The 17,693-nt window shown below is 44.8% G+C and carries 13 protein-coding genes; 1 reads left to right on the forward strand and 12 read right to left on the reverse strand.

All coding sequences use genetic code 11. From position 1 onward, the window contains the following. Positions 1–97 precede the first annotated feature (97 nt). From ACX0G7_RS07205 to ACX0G7_RS07220, 4 genes are all read right to left on the reverse strand, one after another. Positions 98–1,216 carry a Gfo/Idh/MocA family protein gene (locus tag ACX0G7_RS07205; RefSeq protein ID WP_458922762.1) on the reverse strand — a complete coding sequence of 373 codons (1,119 nt, stop codon included), beginning with the start codon at positions 1,214–1,216 and terminating at the stop codon, positions 98–100. Further along, positions 1,206–2,123 (reverse strand): sugar phosphate isomerase/epimerase family protein, encoded by a 918-nt coding sequence (locus ACX0G7_RS07210; protein ID WP_458922763.1) that lies wholly within the window; start codon positions 2,121–2,123, stop codon positions 1,206–1,208. The genes ACX0G7_RS07205 and ACX0G7_RS07210 overlap by 11 nt, the downstream gene beginning before the upstream one ends. Positions 2,124–2,128: 5 nt before the next feature. After that, positions 2,129–3,709: an MFS transporter gene (locus ACX0G7_RS07215; RefSeq protein ID WP_458922764.1), complete on the reverse strand. Its 1,581-nt coding sequence runs from the start codon at positions 3,707–3,709 to the stop codon at positions 2,129–2,131. Between the two features lie 69 nt (positions 3,710–3,778). After that, positions 3,779–7,318, reverse strand: coding sequence for a PVC-type heme-binding CxxCH protein (locus ACX0G7_RS07220; protein ID WP_458922765.1), 3,540 nt, complete (start codon positions 7,316–7,318; stop codon positions 3,779–3,781). A gap of 141 nt (positions 7,319–7,459) precedes the next feature. Between ACX0G7_RS07220 and ACX0G7_RS07225 the strand changes: the two genes are divergently transcribed. Beyond that, positions 7,460–8,329, forward strand: coding sequence for an AraC family transcriptional regulator (locus tag ACX0G7_RS07225; RefSeq protein ID WP_458922766.1), 870 nt, complete (start codon positions 7,460–7,462; stop codon positions 8,327–8,329). An 88-nt stretch (positions 8,330–8,417) separates the two neighbouring features. On the opposite strand, the gene ACX0G7_RS07230 is transcribed toward ACX0G7_RS07225, so the two are convergent. The 8 genes from ACX0G7_RS07230 to ACX0G7_RS07265 all read right to left on the reverse strand — a co-directional run bounded on the left by ACX0G7_RS07230 (position 8,418) and on the right by ACX0G7_RS07265 (position 17,657). Beyond that, positions 8,418–9,227, reverse strand: coding sequence for an MBL fold metallo-hydrolase (locus ACX0G7_RS07230; protein WP_458922767.1), 810 nt, complete (start codon positions 9,225–9,227; stop codon positions 8,418–8,420). Positions 9,228–9,268: 41 nt separating this feature from the next. Further along, a complete protein-coding gene (locus ACX0G7_RS07235) occupies positions 9,269–10,342 on the reverse strand; it encodes an NADH:flavin oxidoreductase/NADH oxidase (RefSeq protein ID WP_458922768.1) in 1,074 nt (357 codons plus the stop codon). Positions 10,343–10,469: 127 nt separating this feature from the next. Further along, on the reverse strand, positions 10,470–10,748 hold the full coding sequence (locus ACX0G7_RS07240) for a hypothetical protein (RefSeq protein WP_458922769.1): 279 nt from the start codon (positions 10,746–10,748) through the stop codon (positions 10,470–10,472). Between the two features lie 128 nt (positions 10,749–10,876). Further along, on the reverse strand, positions 10,877–11,674 hold the full coding sequence (locus ACX0G7_RS07245; protein WP_458922770.1) for a helix-turn-helix domain-containing protein: 798 nt from the start codon (positions 11,672–11,674) through the stop codon (positions 10,877–10,879). Between the two features lie 203 nt (positions 11,675–11,877). Beyond that, on the reverse strand, positions 11,878–13,239 hold the full coding sequence (locus tag ACX0G7_RS07250) for a glycosyltransferase (RefSeq protein ID WP_458922771.1): 1,362 nt from the start codon (positions 13,237–13,239) through the stop codon (positions 11,878–11,880). A gap of 150 nt (positions 13,240–13,389) precedes the next feature. Further along, the gene (locus tag ACX0G7_RS07255) at positions 13,390–14,316 is read right to left on the reverse strand and encodes an NYN domain-containing protein (RefSeq protein WP_458922772.1); all 927 of its coding nucleotides are present in this window, start codon (positions 14,314–14,316) and stop codon (positions 13,390–13,392) included. A gap of 404 nt (positions 14,317–14,720) precedes the next feature. Beyond that, positions 14,721–15,767, reverse strand: coding sequence for a methyltransferase (locus tag ACX0G7_RS07260; RefSeq protein WP_458922773.1), 1,047 nt, complete (start codon positions 15,765–15,767; stop codon positions 14,721–14,723). 138 nt (positions 15,768–15,905) lie between these two features. Beyond that, entirely contained in the window at positions 15,906–17,657 is a 1,752-nt protein-coding gene (locus ACX0G7_RS07265; protein WP_458922774.1) for an SMP-30/gluconolactonase/LRE family protein, read from the reverse strand. Positions 17,658–17,693 lie beyond the last annotated feature (36 nt).

Consider the following 17,693-nt stretch of genomic DNA (forward strand, 5'->3'; position numbering starts at 1 on the left):
ATGCCGTGATAATGGCTCACGAATCATAACTATTCCTGCGATCATAATAGCTCAGGAAGGCGATTAGGGACGTCTCCCGTAAAATGAATGCGAACTTCTAGACACCTGATTTTAGCGTGAATGCCGGCAGCTTTATCTGGATGCCTCCCTGCATTGCAGATTCATGCGCCAGGATACCCACGCAGGTGATGTTGGCCGACTGCCTTGCATTCGGAAACGGTTCTGTTTTCTCCACGAGCGCCGTCAGGAATGCATGCACAAGATGTGGATGTGAACCTCCGTGGCCCGATCCCTGGATAAAAGACAAGTGCTGGTTTTCTTCTGCATCGTACACGCCGCCTGTGGTAAAAGACTGAATTGGTTCCGGCAGCAGGTGCGCATAATCAGGTATCTTAACCTTTGAAGGAACCTCACCCGTATGGATAACCGAATCTTCATGTTCCACAAGTGTCCATTCAAATGATTTTTTCGAGCCGTAAACATCGAAGCTTTCGCGGTATTGTCTTGCTGTGTTAAAAAGTGACCTTGTCACTTCTGCCCCAAGATCTGAATCTTTGAATTTTATGTGACAGCTTTCTATAGCGAAAGGAGAATTGTATTTTTTTATAAGCGCTTCATCAATCCGTCCAGAGCCAAGACAGGAAACACTTTCTGCATCAGCATTTGCCAAAGCTACCACCGGACCTACGCAATGTGTAGCATAATGCATTGGTGGCAGGCCTTCCCAGTATCCTGGCCAGCCCGCCATCTCCTGTTGATGTGAAGCACGCATAAACTGCAGTCTGCCGAGTTCACCATTGCGGTACATTTCCCGGACAAATAAGAACTCACGGCTATACACAACGGTTTCCATCATCATATAGGTGAGACCGGTTTCAGCCACGGCTTCAACGATCTGTCTGCATTCTTCTACCGTTGTGGCCATTGGGACTGTGCAGGCAACATGTTTGCCGGCACGTAGCGCTTTAAGAGATTGTTCCGCATGATTTTGAATGGGTGTATTAATATGCACCGCATCAACCGCGGGATCTTTTAACAGGTCATCATAATTCTCATATCGCTTCTCAATGTTAAATGCGTTGCCAATCTGATCGAGTTTTTCACGGTTACGCTGGCATATAGCGTACATGTTCGCATTAGGATGTTTTTGATAGATAGGAATAAATTCAGCCCCAAAGCCCAGTCCCACGATCGCGATGTTAATTTTATTTGCCATTTGCCAGTGATTTATAGTTTATCGATTGTTGATGATCGTTGTCAGTTGTTGCACCCCATTTTTTCAGGAAGGCCAGACCGTCACGCGCAAACTGATCCTGGCTTTCGGCCATCGGGTGCCAGAAACATACCGCGCCTGCGAGTTCCTGGTTTTCAGTTGTAAAACTTTCAATACTTACCACTCCTTTATAACCGACTGCTGCCAGCCCACGCCGGTAGGCATCCCATCTCGTTTGCCCGGTACCGGGAGTTCCCCGGTAGTTCTCAGAAACCTGTACATGCAAAAGCTTGTCTCCGGCTTTTATTATAGCCGCTTCTATATCCCTTTCTTCAATGTTCATATGAAAACCGTCAATCATTATTCCTGCAGCCGGATGATCAATTGCATCTATCAATCTAACAACATCATCAACGGTATTGACAAGGTCTGATTCAAAACGATTTAGTGGCTCAAGGGCTATCTTCAAGCCCCGCTCCGCGGCCATTTCACAAACTGTCCGCAGGTTACGTGCAGCCAGCTCCCATTCCAGCTTTCGTTTGTCAGGAGATAACAACCTTGCTTTGCCAACCGCAGAATACATGGGCCCGCTGAAAAAGGGGTTACCTACCGCCACGCAGAAATCAAGACATTTGGCGATATAGTTAAAACAGTTCTGGTGAACAGCAGGATCTTCATGGGTGAGATCTCTGCTTGGTCCAAAAGCTCCGCAGATGACGGCTTTAAGATTATATTTTTGTAACCCCGTTTTTACTGCTTCAATATCTATAAGTTCCGGGTCCTCTACTGCTATTTCAACAACATCAAAACCAAGAGATGAAATTTTTGAAAACAGCGGATCGATCGATGAAGTTGAAAACGGCGAGATCCATAACCAGGTACTCACTCCATACGTTATTTCGAGCTTCATAACTGCTAGTTCTTATTTTTGATAGAATGCATTACCGGTACAACATCGGGGTTAACTGTATCAGGTTTGAGAACAACGGCATGATACCCGCCTTTAGATCTGAAATACAGGATCAATAAGACATAACTGACCAACATAATGATCGGGAAGATGACTATGTCTCTCAGTGCTTCTTTCTTGGCTGAGTCCCTGATCTCTGTCACGGTTGCTTTATCAGCTGCTGTAGCCGTTTCCAGCTTGGCCTGGTCCAGCGCCTGGTAATCTCCAAACACACTGGTTTTATTTTCTGTAATATAGGTTGAGTGAATATTCGTATTGTTTGCATTGTCATAAGCCTGCACATTTGCATCCACAGACTTGTCCTGGATGAAACCAAGTATACCCGCTCCTATCACTCCCGCGGCAATCATACCAAGACCACCGGTTATATTCAATGTTAACGCACCACCTTTCGGGAATCTTTCCGCAACAAGACCCAGCATGGTTGGCCAGAAAAATGTTTTGCCCAGTCCATAGATGGTAGCGGCTACCAATATCATGACCCCGGCAGATTGGGATAACATAAACAAGCCGAGTGCCGCGATGCCGGAGCAGATGGCAAGCAGACCCAATGGTGAGATCTTATGTACGATAGGTCCTGCAAAAAATCGTAGCACAAACATGATGGCAGAAGTATAAACCAACACCCAACCTGCCTGCATGCCCAATTGATTCATCGCAGGAGTCATAAGGTCAGTGATCCAGCTATCTGTTCCGAGTTCGGTTGTTGCCAGCGGGATCATGATCAGTAATAAGATAATGAACAAAGGCTGACCCAGGCTCTTTGTATACATGCCGAACAGAACGGTAATAAGCAGGATCAGTATAACATTAAATGTGGTCGACCAGCTAAACACTGCCCCAAGCTGAAATATGATCAGTGAAACAATGATCAGCGCTCCCAGCGCACCAACTTCACTCAACATCTCTTTATAGGAAACACCTGCCTGAATTCTTTCGTTCACAGGGAAGCGGCGGGGAAACATCATGATTCCATAAGTGATGGTAGGTAACAGGATCAGGCCAATCTTATACTCCCATTGTGTACCGGGCCCCATCAGCAAAGCAATCAGGCCACCAAGTGCTAACCCACCTGCCCAGGCGGCATGAAGGATGTTAAGCCATTTAGTTTTTGCTTTTGGAAACATGGTGGCCACCACGGGGTTCACTACAGCCTCTACCGTACCGTTTCCGAGTGCCACGATAAAAGTGCCGATGTATAACATCCAGTAACCCGTAGCATAGACTGTGAGGATAGCGGAGGTTACATGACACAAAAAAGCAAAGATCATAGCCGTTTTATAGCCGATCTTATCGATGATCAGGCTAAACAAAACAATGCTGATAGCAAATGGCCAGAGGCCGACACCTGCTATCTCCCCAAGCTGGGTCTGTGTAAGATTGAATTCCTTCCCCCAGTCAGGCAATATAACTGCCCTGAGAATAAATCCGAAAGCGGTTGTCATCAACGCCACAAAACAGGCATAGAATAACTTCATATCCGGCCTGGTAGCTGTGGCAGTAGTTGAGGCTTGTATTTTTTCCATCTGCAGCTAATTGTTTTGTTCTGGTGTGATTGAACTATGTATATGTTACCGGGGCTTCCCCGGTGATGATCATTTTGTAACCCTTAGTATCCCATTCATGATTCTCCAGTGACCGGGGAAAGTACATACATAGGGATAGTCGCCCGGTTCTGTAGGCACTTTGATAGTCAGTGTAAATTTACCTGATGGGTTTAACAATGGTGTAGCATACAATACTTCCGGAATCTTTGGAACATACTGCATTTTTGCACCATTAGGGTCCTGTGCCAGTTTATCAGCTGCAGCACCGACTTTTTCGAGTGTCTTTGGTTTTATCAATACAAAATTGTGTTGCATGAAGTCTGGATTCTGCATGACCACCTGTATCGTTGTTCCAGCCTGCGCCGTTATCAACTGTTTGTCAAACTTCATCACATCCTTCACTACTTTGATCACAATCGTTTTGGCAATAGTGCCTGCCGCCGGAGCAGCAGGTGCAGTGGTGCCCGTCAGCGTCTCGAGTTTTGCATTTGACAGGTTACCCCTGAGTATAAACAATGAGTCCGGAAACTCTGCCAGCCTTTGTTCACCCTGGAGATTATCAAATCCGACCCTGACAGGAGCAGAAAGTTCTTTCTTGAATAAGCCAGGCGATTTCGTGGTAGCGGCCTGCTTCTCATTTACATACAAGGCCATCGTGCCATTCTTTTGAAGACCTGCCTTAAAAGTGAATGTTGCCGGCAATGCTTCGGTTGTACTTACCTTATATGCCTTACCTGCCTGGTTTACCTGGAACCATAGCTTATTATCAACCAGGTAAACTCCATATCCGTCTAAGCTTGTGCCCTGGGAAACGACCACACCTGAATAAGGTACCGGTGTAGCTGTCGCTGTTGGTGAAGCCGGGTTCCTGGACACTGATTTCTCCAGGGTGCCTGATATTAAGATCTCTTTACCTGCAACTTCAGGTGAAGGCCCTGGTATTTGACGGTTGAAGTTCCGGCGCAATGGCACCTCATCCAGCCTTGACCCAAAAGTTAGTCTCTGGGCCATCGAAGCTTCGGTTAAAGATGGATTAGCATTGAGTCCTCTTTTTTTGAAGGCCGCAGCAAAGGTTTGTTGATTTAATTTGCCAGCAATTACCAACGCCTGTTTTAGCCATGTATCTTTTACGTTTTCTTCTTTTTCAGCCATAGCCAGCAGGATATTTCCTATCGTCTCAGAAGGTTTAACATCGGTAGTGGCAAGCACTCCCGCGAGACGAACGCGCAGATCCTTGTCAGTAAACACACCGGCTTTTTGCATCGCAGCGATAGTAGCATTCGTTTTTGGCAATGCTTCTATAGCGGCTTTGCGCACACCTGCCGCAGGATGCGACAATGCCTTTATCACAACATCAGTTGCCTCCTTATTGGTACCGTCAAGCGCCTTCAAACCGTGAATTGTCCAGATAGCGTGAACAGCAGGCGCATTGGTATTGATCTCATCCATCTTGGTATCCTGCACGAGTTTGTACAATGCGGGTAACAGTGATTTATCGCCTTTCTCTACGATAAGCCGCTGTGCATGGGTGCGCCAGAACATGTTGTCGTTCGACAATGCCGCAAGCAACCCCTGGCTATCTTTTATATCAAGAGAAAGCGTATTCTTTTTATCATTGTTTTTGTAAGTGATCCGGTAGATCCGGCCACGCTCATGATCTCTTAAAGGATTAATATACGCGTTGCCTTTACCGTTTTCAGCTTTAAGACCCGATGAAGCGATGCTTGGAGTCGGATTATGCTGGATGATAAAATCATACCAGTCCGTCACCCAAAGGGCTCCATCAGGACCGACTTCGGCCTGGACCGGCGCGGCCCACTCATCGGCACTGACAAGCATGTTCCAGCCATCCCCATCCTCCTTGAAGCCAGCTCCGTTCTGCTGGAGAATATGTTTGTGTATGAGGCGACCTGTTGGTTCTGTTACGAAAGCAACACGGTTCCAGTATTCCTTTGGAAAAGTTCTCGCAGTGTAAAGGCCATGTCCTGCGGCTGCAGTAAAGCCACCGTGCACATCAACCTGGCGCAGGTTTTTCGTGGCAACGTGCATTGCATAATGTGCATCGATCTTTTCAACACCTGTTTCCCTGATCTTTACTTTGTCCTGGTATCTTTTTGGCATTCCAAAAAATCCACTGTGGGTGTTGTTTGCTGTAGAAATGAATACATCGAAGTCTTCTGAAAATCCAAGTCCCCAGGTATTGTTGCTTGTAGTGGAAAGAAATTCGAGTTGTTTACCATCAGGGTTAAAACGATATACACCCATACCAAACTTCAGGGAATCCTTTCCAATTTTGCCTTCAAATCCGGAGTAACCTACAACACCCCATATTTTGTTATCGAGGCCATAACGGAGATTTGATGCCTGTGCATGGGTGTCACTTTTACCCCAGCCGGTGACCATCGTTTCTCTTACATCCGCTTTGCCATCCCCGTCTGTATCTTTCAGGAACAGGAAAGAAGGAGCGGAACTTACAATTATCCCTCCGTTTGAAAACGCAAAGCTGGTGGGTATATTAAGTTTGTCAGCAAAGATGGTGATCTTATCTGCTTTAGCATCACCGTTAGTATCTTCCAGTATTTTTATACGATCATCACCTTTATCATCATCTTTTATTTCATTCGGATAATCGACAGTTTCAATCACCCACAATCTTCCCTTCTCATCAAAATTCATGAATATCGGGTTCACAACATCCGGTTCGGCTGCAAACAACTGCAACTCAAATCCAACGGGAACCTGGATGAGAGACATGGATTCTTCCGGTGACAATGAGGACTGCACTTTCGGAGCAGGATCCCTTTTCTCATAATTAGGAACAGGGCCATCGAAATAGGTGGGATTAGCAATTTTCTGAGCCGCAAGCGCCGCCGCAACCTTATCACCAACTGCCCAAAGGATGCCGTTTTTTACCAGTTGCAAAAAACCAGGATTATTAAAAGTTGCATCATCATGACCATAGGCGGTATAAAACACCCTGCCTTCTCCGTACTTTTTTACCCAGGTGTACGGTTCATGATGTTCTCCCTCCACGCGCTCCGTAAGTACCTGGATATCCTTGCTCATCTTGTCATGGACATAGGTTTCATCCTTAGTTTTGAATGCCGGGACATCCTTCATCACGGGGTGTGAAGCGTTTAATATAACGGCCGGGAAAGAATCGTATTTATGTGTTTTGAACTGACCACCGATAAGTTCAATTGCTTCGGGTGAATTCTGGAAACACCAGGAAGCAGAATGCAATGGAATGAATCCTTTACCGCCTTTTACATAGCTCAGCAATGCCTTTTCCTGTGACTTTGTGATCGTGTCATAGTTGGCGTACAGGATCAGTCCATCATATCTGGAGAGCGTCTCTTCATTCAGATCATTCGGATCAACCGAATAGGAAATATTGATCCCCTGTTTGAAGTATTCCTTAGTGAGGATATCGGCGAGCTTTTCAGAGTCGTGATGTTTGCTCTTATGACCGAGGAAAAGAATTTCGATTCTTTTTGCTATTTCTAACCGGTCGGACGTGGTGGCACCGGTAACAAAAAATACAATGGTGGTAAGTAAGCCGTAAAGCCTGAAGTTAATTTTACACATGGCAATCAGTTAAGTCTTTGTAAACCTAAACCAAATTTCCATTTTCACCGCGTTAATCCCTATCCAAATTTTATCCAGTAATGACTGAATTATATCATAAATTGAAGTAATTTCGGGTTTCCAACGACAACTTAGACAAGATTGAGGGCAGCCATACATAAATCCACAGTTCCACTTTCACAGATTTTTGTGGTCAGGCATCTGCATGACAAGCATTTTGATCCGGTTTGGCACGCGCATTCGGAGTTCCAGCTTTTTGTTGTGCTGGAAGGTACTGGTACCCGTTTTATCGGAGATAATATCAAGGCGTTCCGGCCGGGCGAGTTAACACTGACCGGTCCTCATCTTCCGCATCTCTGGCGCAGTGATGAAGCTTACTTCGAAAAATCAAACTCCCTGAACATAAGTGGTGTGGTAATTTATTTTAATGAACAGTTCCTGGGCGATCATATTATGGAGAAGGAAGAGATGGCTGTACTGAAAAAACTATTTACCAGGTCGATGCGGGGGCTTGAATTTCATGGGCAACGAAGGCTGCAGGTAATTAATATGATGCAGGACCTGGTTCATATGCAGGGAGTGATGAGCGTAGTACAGTTATTATCTATCCTCGATATCTTATCCGTCACTAAAGAATTCAACTATGTCTCGGGTAAGTCATATGAAAACTCTTTTGATGAGCATGAAACCCATCGTATCAATACTGTTTACGAGTATGTTCTGAAAAACTTCAGGCAAAAGATTGCGCTCACAGAACTGGCGGACCTTCTGCACATGACACCCACTTCATTCAGCAGATACTTCACCATGAAGAACAATAAGCCATTTTCAAAATTTGTAACAGAGATCAGGATAAAGCATGCCTGTAAGCTGTTGATTGAAACAGATGATTCTATTTCGCGTATTTGTTATGAATGCGGATTCAATACCCTCTCTAATTTTAATAAGCAGTTTAAAGAGATCATGCTGAAAAAACCTTACCAGTACAAGAAAGAGTTTATGAGCCTGTGAAGAAAGTGATGAGTTGAGAGTTATGGGTTATGAATGAGTTATGAGTGAGTTATGAGTGAGGTGGTTTATTCTTGCAGTTGAGCCTGTGTCAGATATAGCGTGCCTGGGAGAAGCTTAGAATTTCCTTGACGTTTTCTTTAATGCCAAGGTTGGGAAAGGCACTATACAATCTGTCGAACTCAAGCGTTGCTAATCGGTTCATGATCCTGTGAACTTCTTTGATGGGCAACGGGATTCTGTTCGGATAACTGTACATGGCCGATATATGTTTGTTGTCAGTAGAAGCCAACACCGTATCACCGCTAAGAACAGTTCCACCAGGTGAAGATCGCCTGGCATGAAGTATACTGCTACCCGGAAAATGCCCGCCCAGGTTGAGAAGGCTCATCTCATCCCACAGAAATTTTTGTTCACCTTCCCAAAGATCCACGTTTTCACCCTTGTTAAAGATCCAATTACTGTCTTTCGCATGTATGAAAATGGGGCAATCAAAACGGGAAGCCCATTGGTTCATGTTACTGTAAAAATGAGGATGTGAAATAGCGATTGCTTTTAGTCCGCCAAAAGAATTGATGAACTCAGTAACCTGCCCATCAAGTAATGGAATGCAATCCCAAAGAATGTTGCCGCCCTGAGATAATAATAGCAATGCCCGCTGACCAATACCAAACGCAGGTGATACCGTGAGCTGGTAGAGATTTTTCTCCAGTTGCAGAATGGCTACCTGGTGATCCTGCAACAGGCGACGGTGACTGGTCCAGGCCTGACCCGTCGGAGGAATGTACTGCCTTTCGTCGGAACAAATAAAGCAGATATGGTGATCTGTTCCGGCGTATTGTGTACCGCAGGTTGAACAGATAAGATTATCGTCTGGTTCTATGGTGGGATATGCATTCATCTGGCCACGTGCAAACTTAACAGCAAAAATAAATGTTCTGCCTAAACTCTTGGTTTTGCCCTTTCATATTGAACCGGCCAGTTGACATCTGTCCCCAGGTGGTGTGCAGCGCTTAGTGGAAAGTTTGGATTTCGCAGGCTTTCCCTTGCCAGCAAAACCAGGTCAGCCTGGTTTTTATTAAGTATTTCCTCTGCCTGCTGTGCTGAAGTTATCAGACCGACTGCACCAGTCATGATGCCGGCTTCGTTCCTGATCCGGGATGCGAATTCCACCTGGTAACCAGGTGTGTGTGGAATTTTTGCTACCGGCACATTTCCACCACTTGAAGTATCGATTAAGTGAACCCCTTCAGACTTCAACAACTTAGCCAGGTTCACTGAATCATCTATGGTCCATCCACCTTCCGTCCAATCGGTTGCTGAGATACGCACAAAAAGTGGTTTCTCTGCACCCCATTCTTCTCTTACCGCGCGCGTTATTTCCAATAGAAGGCGGACACGATTTTCAAAGCTTCCACCATATTCATCTGAACGGTTATTGCTGAGCGGAGAATAGAACTGGTGTATGAGATAACCATGGGCCGCATGTATTTCGATAACATCATACCCGATGTCTTTAACTCTTTTGACAGCATTTACATAGTCCCCGATCAGAGCTTGTATCATGTTTTTATCAAGCCTCGTGGGCGCGGCTTCTGTGGGTTTAAAAGGAATGTCCGACACGCTTACCGTCTGCCACCCGTTTGGTTTGTCCGGCGCGATCTGTTGCCCGCCTTTCCACGGAAGTTCGCAACTCGCCTTTCTCCCCGCATGGGCAAGTTGTATCCCTGCCTTTGCACCCTGCTGGTGAATGAAATTCACAATTTGTGTAAACTTCACAGATTGTTCATCATTCCAGATCCCCAGATCGCCATATGTTATCCTACCCGATGCCGTCACCGCTGTAGCTTCCTGCATGATCAATCCGGCGCCACCCACTGCCCTGCTCCCAAGGTGCACCAGGTGCCAGTCATTCGCCAACCCGTCTGTAGCTGAATACTGGCACATCGGTGAAATTGCGATCCGGTTTGTAAGTTCTGTGTTTGCGATTGTTAACGGACTAAAAAGTACACTCATTTGTTTGAACGATTTCAACTGTGATAAATGGATGCGCAAGAATAATGAAAGATAGGGTTCTGATAAAAAAAAGGAAGTCCGGTTTTTGCAAACAGGACTTCCCGGATGAATGTTTTAAAGGGATAATTTAGCTCTTTTCATCATGCCCCGCCACCTTAACTATCTTATTGTAAATGCCCAGTAACAGGAAAGGCGCGGCCCATTGACCAACGAATAATGCGGTGTGCTTACGTCCCATTATCTTAAGGGTAAGTGAAGTGAGCATCGACGCTCCTGCGGCCCATAAAAACAGATCTGACGGAAGCTTTGCGGTCTGCTCCTCAATTGTCCTTGCTACCGGCCCTTCTCTTTTTTCCGGGTTTCCTATAGCGGATGAAATCTTTTGTGTGGCTGTGTTAGTATCCATAAAATATGTTTTCCTAAGAATACACAAAATTGTGCCCGCCCCGGCCTCAACGATTCAATCCCCAATATGATGAATTTAGGCCGAACTGGTCATTTTTCGGTACACTATGGATCACTTAAGCTGGCTGATCAATTCCAGAGCGCCGTAGCGTTCCTCAACGAAGCCGGCGATCTGCCAAACCGTTCACGGAAGGCACGACTAAAATGTGCAGGGCTTTCAAAACCCGTTTCAAAGGCAGTGTCACTGATGCTTTTATCGCGATTGGTAATGAGATGGAAAGCATGATTTAACCTCTTTTCAAGCAACCACTTCCCCGGGGAGGTTTTATAAATTTTAATGAAGTCACGTTTAAAGGCAGATAAACTCCTGGAACTCAACCTCGCGAATTCTTCCAGTTTCAGATTGAAGCAAAAATTATCTTCCATTACCTGCTGCAGGGATACCGACCTGGGAGTATTTAACAGGGAACAGAAATAAGATAATATTTCTTCATTGGCAGGATTATCTGCCACGGTCAGTATCAACTCCCTGAACTTAAGATTGATCAGCGATTTGTCAGGTGTAGGGTTCAATTCAAAAATAGGCATCATAGAATCGAAAAAAGTCTTCAGTACCGCGTTTGTTTCTATGGTTATCACTGACTCGTATTTTCTCGGCGGCGCTTTTACAGGAGAAGATTTGGTTTGCAAAACATCGCAGATAAACTCGTCAGTCACAAAAAATATTACCAGGCAAAAAGTGTCATCAAAAAACTGTTCAACAACGCAAGCTCCTTTTCTTACTAAAACACAACTACCCTCCCGGAGATCATAGGACCCATGAGCAGTATGCCAGACTTTGCGTCCCCTCATGACATACACGAAGTAGCTGTGCTGGCTCCAAAGATCCTGGCTTTTGTTGTCGAGCGGACAATTATAAATCGACACAAGGCAATCGTTAAAGCGAAGTTGCTTGTAATGATTCTTATTTGAAACTAAGTTTCCGTATAGATCTATCACTTTCAGACAGATTTAATGAAGGTCTAAAATGCAGTTCAAACAGTCTTCAAGGTACTTAATTTCGAAATTAAATCTATACCACGAACCGGGCAATCAACAGGGTGCCCCTATGGTTGACGGGATTGCGTCCATCAATAGATGAGTGCATCTGCGCGTCGGGCGTGTCTTTCGCTTTCAGTAACACCAGACAACGTTAATTCAGCTACGTATTTCGCACACAGTTCATTAGGATTATAGTTGGAAAACTCTTCTCTCAGGTTGATCACGTTAAGTTTATAAACCGGGTTTCCAAACACCTCTTTTACAGCATCAGCTATCTGTTCCGGTTTAGGAGTTTCAGTCTTCAGATTTTTACCTAAGTTGAAGTATCCGACCCTCGCACATATTTCATTTTTTCCTTCATGCACGCCGGCAACAATCATTGGAAGTTCGTTTTGGATGCCAAGCATTACTCCACCGTATCCACCATTGGTTATATACAGGTCAGCATAAGGCATTATATCATCAAACGAGATAAAGTCTTCGATAATGATATTCGACTGATTATATTTTGATTTCAATTCGGCCGTTTGTGAACCTCCCGTCGTACATACGATTAACGCGTCTGAATCTTTTAATGCTTCGAGTGTTGGAATGATGAGTTTGTTTACATCTTTTTCCACGGTACCCTGGGTAACCAGTATTATCTTCTCATATTGTGTAAGTCTTCTGTCATACCAGGGCTCCCGGTTTTTCTTTGAGGAATAGGGTAATAACGGACCGGCAAACCGGATGTTTTTGCTCAGATCGCTGCGTTTATATTCGAAGCCCGGGGTGCAGCTTTGTAGAACTACATCGGAAGAGTAATAGAGGATATCGAAAATATTTTTGCCAGGATAAGCAACACCGAAATTTTTCAGCACCTCATTATATATGTCATTCGGTCTTTTGAAGATTATTTTATTGGTAAACCATCCCAGCGCTTTGTGAGCGAGCCTGCCCACGGGGTTTGAACTGGGTGTTAAGGCTAAACCTGCGGGCGGCAGCTCCTTCGAGGTTTCCATTATCGGAACAATTCCCGCAGCAACAACCGGAACACCGATTCTTACCTTGATCATTGGGATCACAAATGAAAATATATCTGCGATTACGAGGTCAAACGGAAACTCTCTATGAATTTCCTCAAGATCCAGAATGATCTTTGTTGCAGGCATGATAAAAGCATGTTCCAGGTCAAATTTAAATTTAGCTACCTGGCTCTTTTTGAAGTCACGCTCTTTGAAAAATGTTTCAAAGTTATCCTGGTTGAGTTGCGGAGCGAGTATATAGGGATAGTGTGGTATTTCCAGCTTTGCAAGTCTTTCCTTATATGAATCCTGTGTATACCAGCGCACATCATAACCAATGTTTTGCAGATGTTTTGCGAGCCCGGTTAGTGGATTAAAATGTCCGTCTGCGGGAGCTGTGACAAATAATATTTTTTTCTGACTGATTGTTGTGACCTTCTTTTGCATCGACAAGGTTTTTTTAGATTGTTAAGAACACAATGCTAAAAAGAATTTCAGGTCAATGCTAGTTGAAACTGCGTGAATCGTTGAAAACAGTGGATCAATTATGAAATTTGGTTAAAATGATATGTAGTGGAATCACTCATTTCTCATAATTCATAACTCAACATTCTCTTTAATTCTTACATAAAAATGAGAAACATTATTCTTCGAGCTTTCCCGTTTATCAATTTCGATCTGTGGAATACTCTTAACGAGTTCAACCAACTTCTTGAAGCCGTAATTTCTTGGATCGAAGGCGGGTTGTTTTTTCATGATGAGGGCCCCGAGGACTGCGAGACCTACCCAACCATCTTCTTCCGCCAGGTCATTAATGCTATCGGTAATAAGCCGGATAACTGCGTCATTGAGTGGTGATACGAATGCGGGCCTGGAGGTAGTGGGCTTCTCATCAATAGATTTTTCAGTTGGATTTTTTTCCACGGGAACGGCCCTTGAAACTGCAGTGTCTGCAACTGCTCTCTGTAGGTGCGCGTTTTGTTCTACCGGCTTCTCGGGCAATACTTTATCCGGCACATTTTTACTCCGGTTGTTTCTTCCTCTGATTTCCTTTGCAAGGGAAACGGGGGTGGGTGATGGCTTGGATTCGACCTTCAGGATTTCTATATAGATAAACTTGTTACAAGAGGCGATAAATGAAACAGGCGTTTTCTTCTCTCCCATTCCAAACACTTTTTTCCCGGCTTCTCTCAGCCGGGTTGCCAGCCTGGTGAAATCACTGTCACTTGAAATGATACAAAAACCATCTACCTGGGCAGTATACAAAATATCCATCGCGTCGATGATTAACGCCGAATCAGTAGAATTTTTTCCTTTGGTATAGCTGTATTGCTGGATGGGGGTAATCGCGTTTTCCAGCAGAACGCCCTTCCAGCCAGACAACGAAGGCCGGGTCCAGTCGCCATAGATCCGTTTGAAAGTAGGTATACCGTACTTGGCAATTTCCTCTAACATACCCTTGATATTTGCATAAGGTATATTATCTGCATCTATCAGTACGGCCAGTTTCAATTCTTGGTTCATCTCCATAAGCTGCAAAACTACGCCTCTTTCCTGCATCAGAAACCATAAAAAAAGGAATAACAGAACTGGTCCGTTATTCCCTTCTCCCCCATGATCCCCGGGGAACGTTGAAAATCATACTGGCGGTTTTGATGACGTGTGAGCACTGAAACTCAAACGTAAACAAGAGACTCACTTCGAAGCAATAAGATTGACTGGGAAAAAGCAAAACTTACTTGTAATAAGACTGACTGATAATCAATAAGACTTACTTGTAAACGATAAGACTGACTTGAAGCAATAAGACAGACTTGAAGTAATAAGACAGACTGGTAAACAATAAGACTGACTTGTAATCGATAAGACTGACTTGTAATCGATAAGACTGACTTGAAGCAATAAGCCTAACTGTTAATCAATAAGACTTACTTGTAAACGATAAGCGCCGAAGTTGGTCCTGTAAGCGGCATCACCTGCATAGTTTTGAAACCAGCCTCCTTCGCCCAGCCATAAAAATCAGCCCCGGTATAGTCGAAGCCACCATCTGTTTCGATAAGCATGTTGAGTGACATCAACAAACCGAATGCGTTTCTTTCGCGCTTATCGTCGATAACATTTTCAATTACCGCAAAGGCGCCTCCTTCAGGTAATGCATCATAAGCTTTTTTTATCAGCATTTTTTTTGTCGCCAGGTCCCAGTCGTGCAGGATGTTTCCCATTGTGATAACATCAGCTTTCGGAAACTCATCCTTGAAGAAATCGCCGGAAACTACCTCTACACTGTTTTCAATGTTCTGAGCACGCAGGTTACGTTTTGCAATGTTTGCAACCGCTGGCAGGTCAAAACTTATAGATTGAATTGAAGGATTAAATGCTACCACCTGGGCTGAGAAATGTCCGCCTGCGCCGCCAATATCACAATGTGTTTTGTATGGTGAAAAATCAAACTGCCGGGCAAATGAGATAAAGTTGGCAATCTGGAAGCTACCCATAGCGGCAACAAATCCTTCCAGTCTCTGTTCGTCTGCATAGAGAGCTTCAAAGAGCGAACCACCGCCAGTTTTTGATTCGTTTTGCGGTTTGCCTGTTGCCAGGGCTTCTTCGAGATTATTCCAGAATGGATACAATCGGTCATTGGCCATAACCAGCATACCACCAACATAGGTAGGTTCTCCCCTATGCAGGAAAAGAGATGTTTCCGGGGTATTGCGATAGAGCGCCTCAGCGCCCTCTCCTTCTCGTTTGAGAAATTGCAAGGCTACCAGCGAATCAAGGAAGTCATAAATACTTCTCTGATGCAAACTAAAATCGGTCCTGATTTCTTCTGCTGTTTTCGCGTCATCTGACAGGTAGGTGAACAGGTCAAGTTTTACTGCTGTGAGTAATACTTTTGAAGACCAGAACGACAATCCTGTTTCGAGGATCCGGCCGGGGTTTAACACTGGTTGATTGGTAACTGCTGTTGTAGGCATCGCTATTATGTTTTAAAGGTTAAATTGCATTACAAACATAACATCAATGTTCAGCCTTGAATATGGTAAATGGGATAGGTTGAGTGGTTGAGGGATAGAGTTGCTAAAAGCATGAATGAAACGGATACAGGCTGATCTTTACAATCTCGGTGCTCCTGGTTTCACCGGCCTCTCAAACGAATTGGCACCTCTTGTTTTCATTTTCCGCCGGTAAACTTTATCCCCACAAGTAACATATAACACATTGAATCCAGGCCCTCCGAAGGCACAGTTCGAAGCCTGTCCCGAAGGTAAGGGCAGGATCGCATTCACCCGGCCCAACTGATCAAGCACCTGCACGCCTAACCAGCCGGTGACATATACCCGGCCAGCAGTATCACACTTTAATCCATCGGCCCAGGCGTTTTCTTTGTTGTCAGGTTCATGCAGCCAGCCGTAGCGTTGCCTGTTCGTTAGTGTTCCATCAGGCATTATGGAATAAATCCAGACCCAATGGGAGGTAGATTCCGTAACATAAAGCTGTGTCTGATCCGGGGTAACCGCAATACCATTGGGAAACCTCAGACCTGCATCAACAATAATCTGTTCTCCATTTGGCCTGATGAGTATGATGTTGCCGGGTTTATCAGAACCGTTTGGAGAGGTGATATAAATATTCCCGTTGTGGGTCACTACGATATCATTGGGGGCTACACTGTCAGCGTGTACTTTTTCTTTGCCTTCAATATCATAACTCACCACCTGTCTTGTTCCTGTTGCAGCAACGTAACGACGGCCATCCGGGCCATAAGCTGTTCCTGCTGCCTTTTTTGAATCCAGTGTTAGTGGTACGGGCTTACCGTTGTTGTCTATTGAATAAGTTTTTGAATTTGGTATATCCTGGTAGATCATTCCGCCCTTTGAATCAGCAGCGGTGCCTTCAGTAAATTTGTAACCTTCACCAACGAGTTCCCAGGTCTCGCCGGGAACAAGTATATCTGCCAACACCTGGTTTTTTGAATTGCCTGTTTTCACTTGTTGAGGCCAGCCCTTCCACAACCAACGCATAGCTTCAGGGAAAACTGAACTGCCATGCTGGCCATTATGTGCTCCTTCGCCCCAGGCATGTTTAACCTCGTACCCTGAAAAGGTAAGTGCACGCTCCATAGACTCATTCGCTTTCCACCAGTCTCCCGCATAGATATTCAGGTCGTTAGAACCATCCTGTAAAAAAACGCGGATCGGCTTTGGTTCATATTTGCGGACGAGAGTGGGATAATGATCGGCGCCTCTCAAACCTACATAGGTTCCAATGGCACTGAACACCCTTGAAAACTGATCCGGCCTTTCCCAGGCTGCGGTAAAAGCACAGACGGCACCACTGCTTGAACCACCGATAGCGCGATCGTTCCCGCTTTTTGAAAGCCTGATTGCCCGGCCACCGGTGGTCCGCTGTTTTTCAACTTCCGGGAGTAGTTCCTCTAAAATAAAACGTACATAGTTATCTCCCAGTCCATCATACTCATAACTACGGTTGAAGCGATCAAGGGCACCCTCCTTATTGGCTGCAACAACTCTGCCCGGGCTTACAAAGATTCCGATCGTAACCGGCATTTCTTTCTGATGGATCAGGTTATCAAATACAACCGGGGCCTTCCATTGAATGCCGTCCTGATTCACATAAACACAGGCAGGTTTATCAGGAGTGTATTGCGCAGGTATATAGATCCAGTAATCACGAAAAGTTCCGGGGAATATTTTGGATTGATTAAAAGACAATTTGAGTATCTCTCCCCTGGGAATGCCGGCTTTTTCAATGGATGCAGGGTCAACCGGGTAACGCTCTGTTGTTGACTGTGAGAAGATTTGAAATTGAGCAAAAAAGCAGGCGAAAAGCAAAATCGTCTTCATTAATTCAGGTTTATTAAGCAATGATAACTTAAATCC

Source organism: Flavitalea antarctica, from assembly GCF_054461535.1.

Excerpts from the sequence above, each read along its gene's own strand:
- ACX0G7_RS07205 (WP_458922762.1), bottom strand. The coding sequence starts at position 1,216 with ATGGCAAATAAAATTAACATCGCGATCGTGGGACTGGGCTTTGGGGCT.
- ACX0G7_RS07210 (WP_458922763.1), bottom strand. The coding sequence starts at position 2,123 with ATGAAGCTCGAAATAACGTATGGAGTGAGTACCTGGTTATGGATCTCG.
- ACX0G7_RS07215 (WP_458922764.1), bottom strand. The coding sequence starts at position 3,709 with ATGGAAAAAATACAAGCCTCAACTACTGCCACAGCTACCAGGCCGGAT.
- ACX0G7_RS07220 (WP_458922765.1), bottom strand. The coding sequence starts at position 7,318 with ATGTGTAAAATTAACTTCAGGCTTTACGGCTTACTTACCACCATTGTA.
- ACX0G7_RS07230 (WP_458922767.1), bottom strand. The coding sequence starts at position 9,227 with ATGAATGCATATCCCACCATAGAACCAGACGATAATCTTATCTGTTCA.
- ACX0G7_RS07235 (WP_458922768.1), bottom strand. The coding sequence starts at position 10,342 with ATGAGTGTACTTTTTAGTCCGTTAACAATCGCAAACACAGAACTTACA.
- ACX0G7_RS07240 (WP_458922769.1), bottom strand. The coding sequence starts at position 10,748 with ATGGATACTAACACAGCCACACAAAAGATTTCATCCGCTATAGGAAAC.
- ACX0G7_RS07250 (WP_458922771.1), bottom strand. The coding sequence starts at position 13,239 with ATGCAAAAGAAGGTCACAACAATCAGTCAGAAAAAAATATTATTTGTC.
- ACX0G7_RS07255 (WP_458922772.1), bottom strand. The coding sequence starts at position 14,316 with ATGAACCAAGAATTGAAACTGGCCGTACTGATAGATGCAGATAATATA.
- ACX0G7_RS07260 (WP_458922773.1), bottom strand. The coding sequence starts at position 15,767 with ATGCCTACAACAGCAGTTACCAATCAACCAGTGTTAAACCCCGGCCGG.
- ACX0G7_RS07265 (WP_458922774.1), bottom strand. The coding sequence starts at position 17,657 with ATGAAGACGATTTTGCTTTTCGCCTGCTTTTTTGCTCAATTTCAAATC.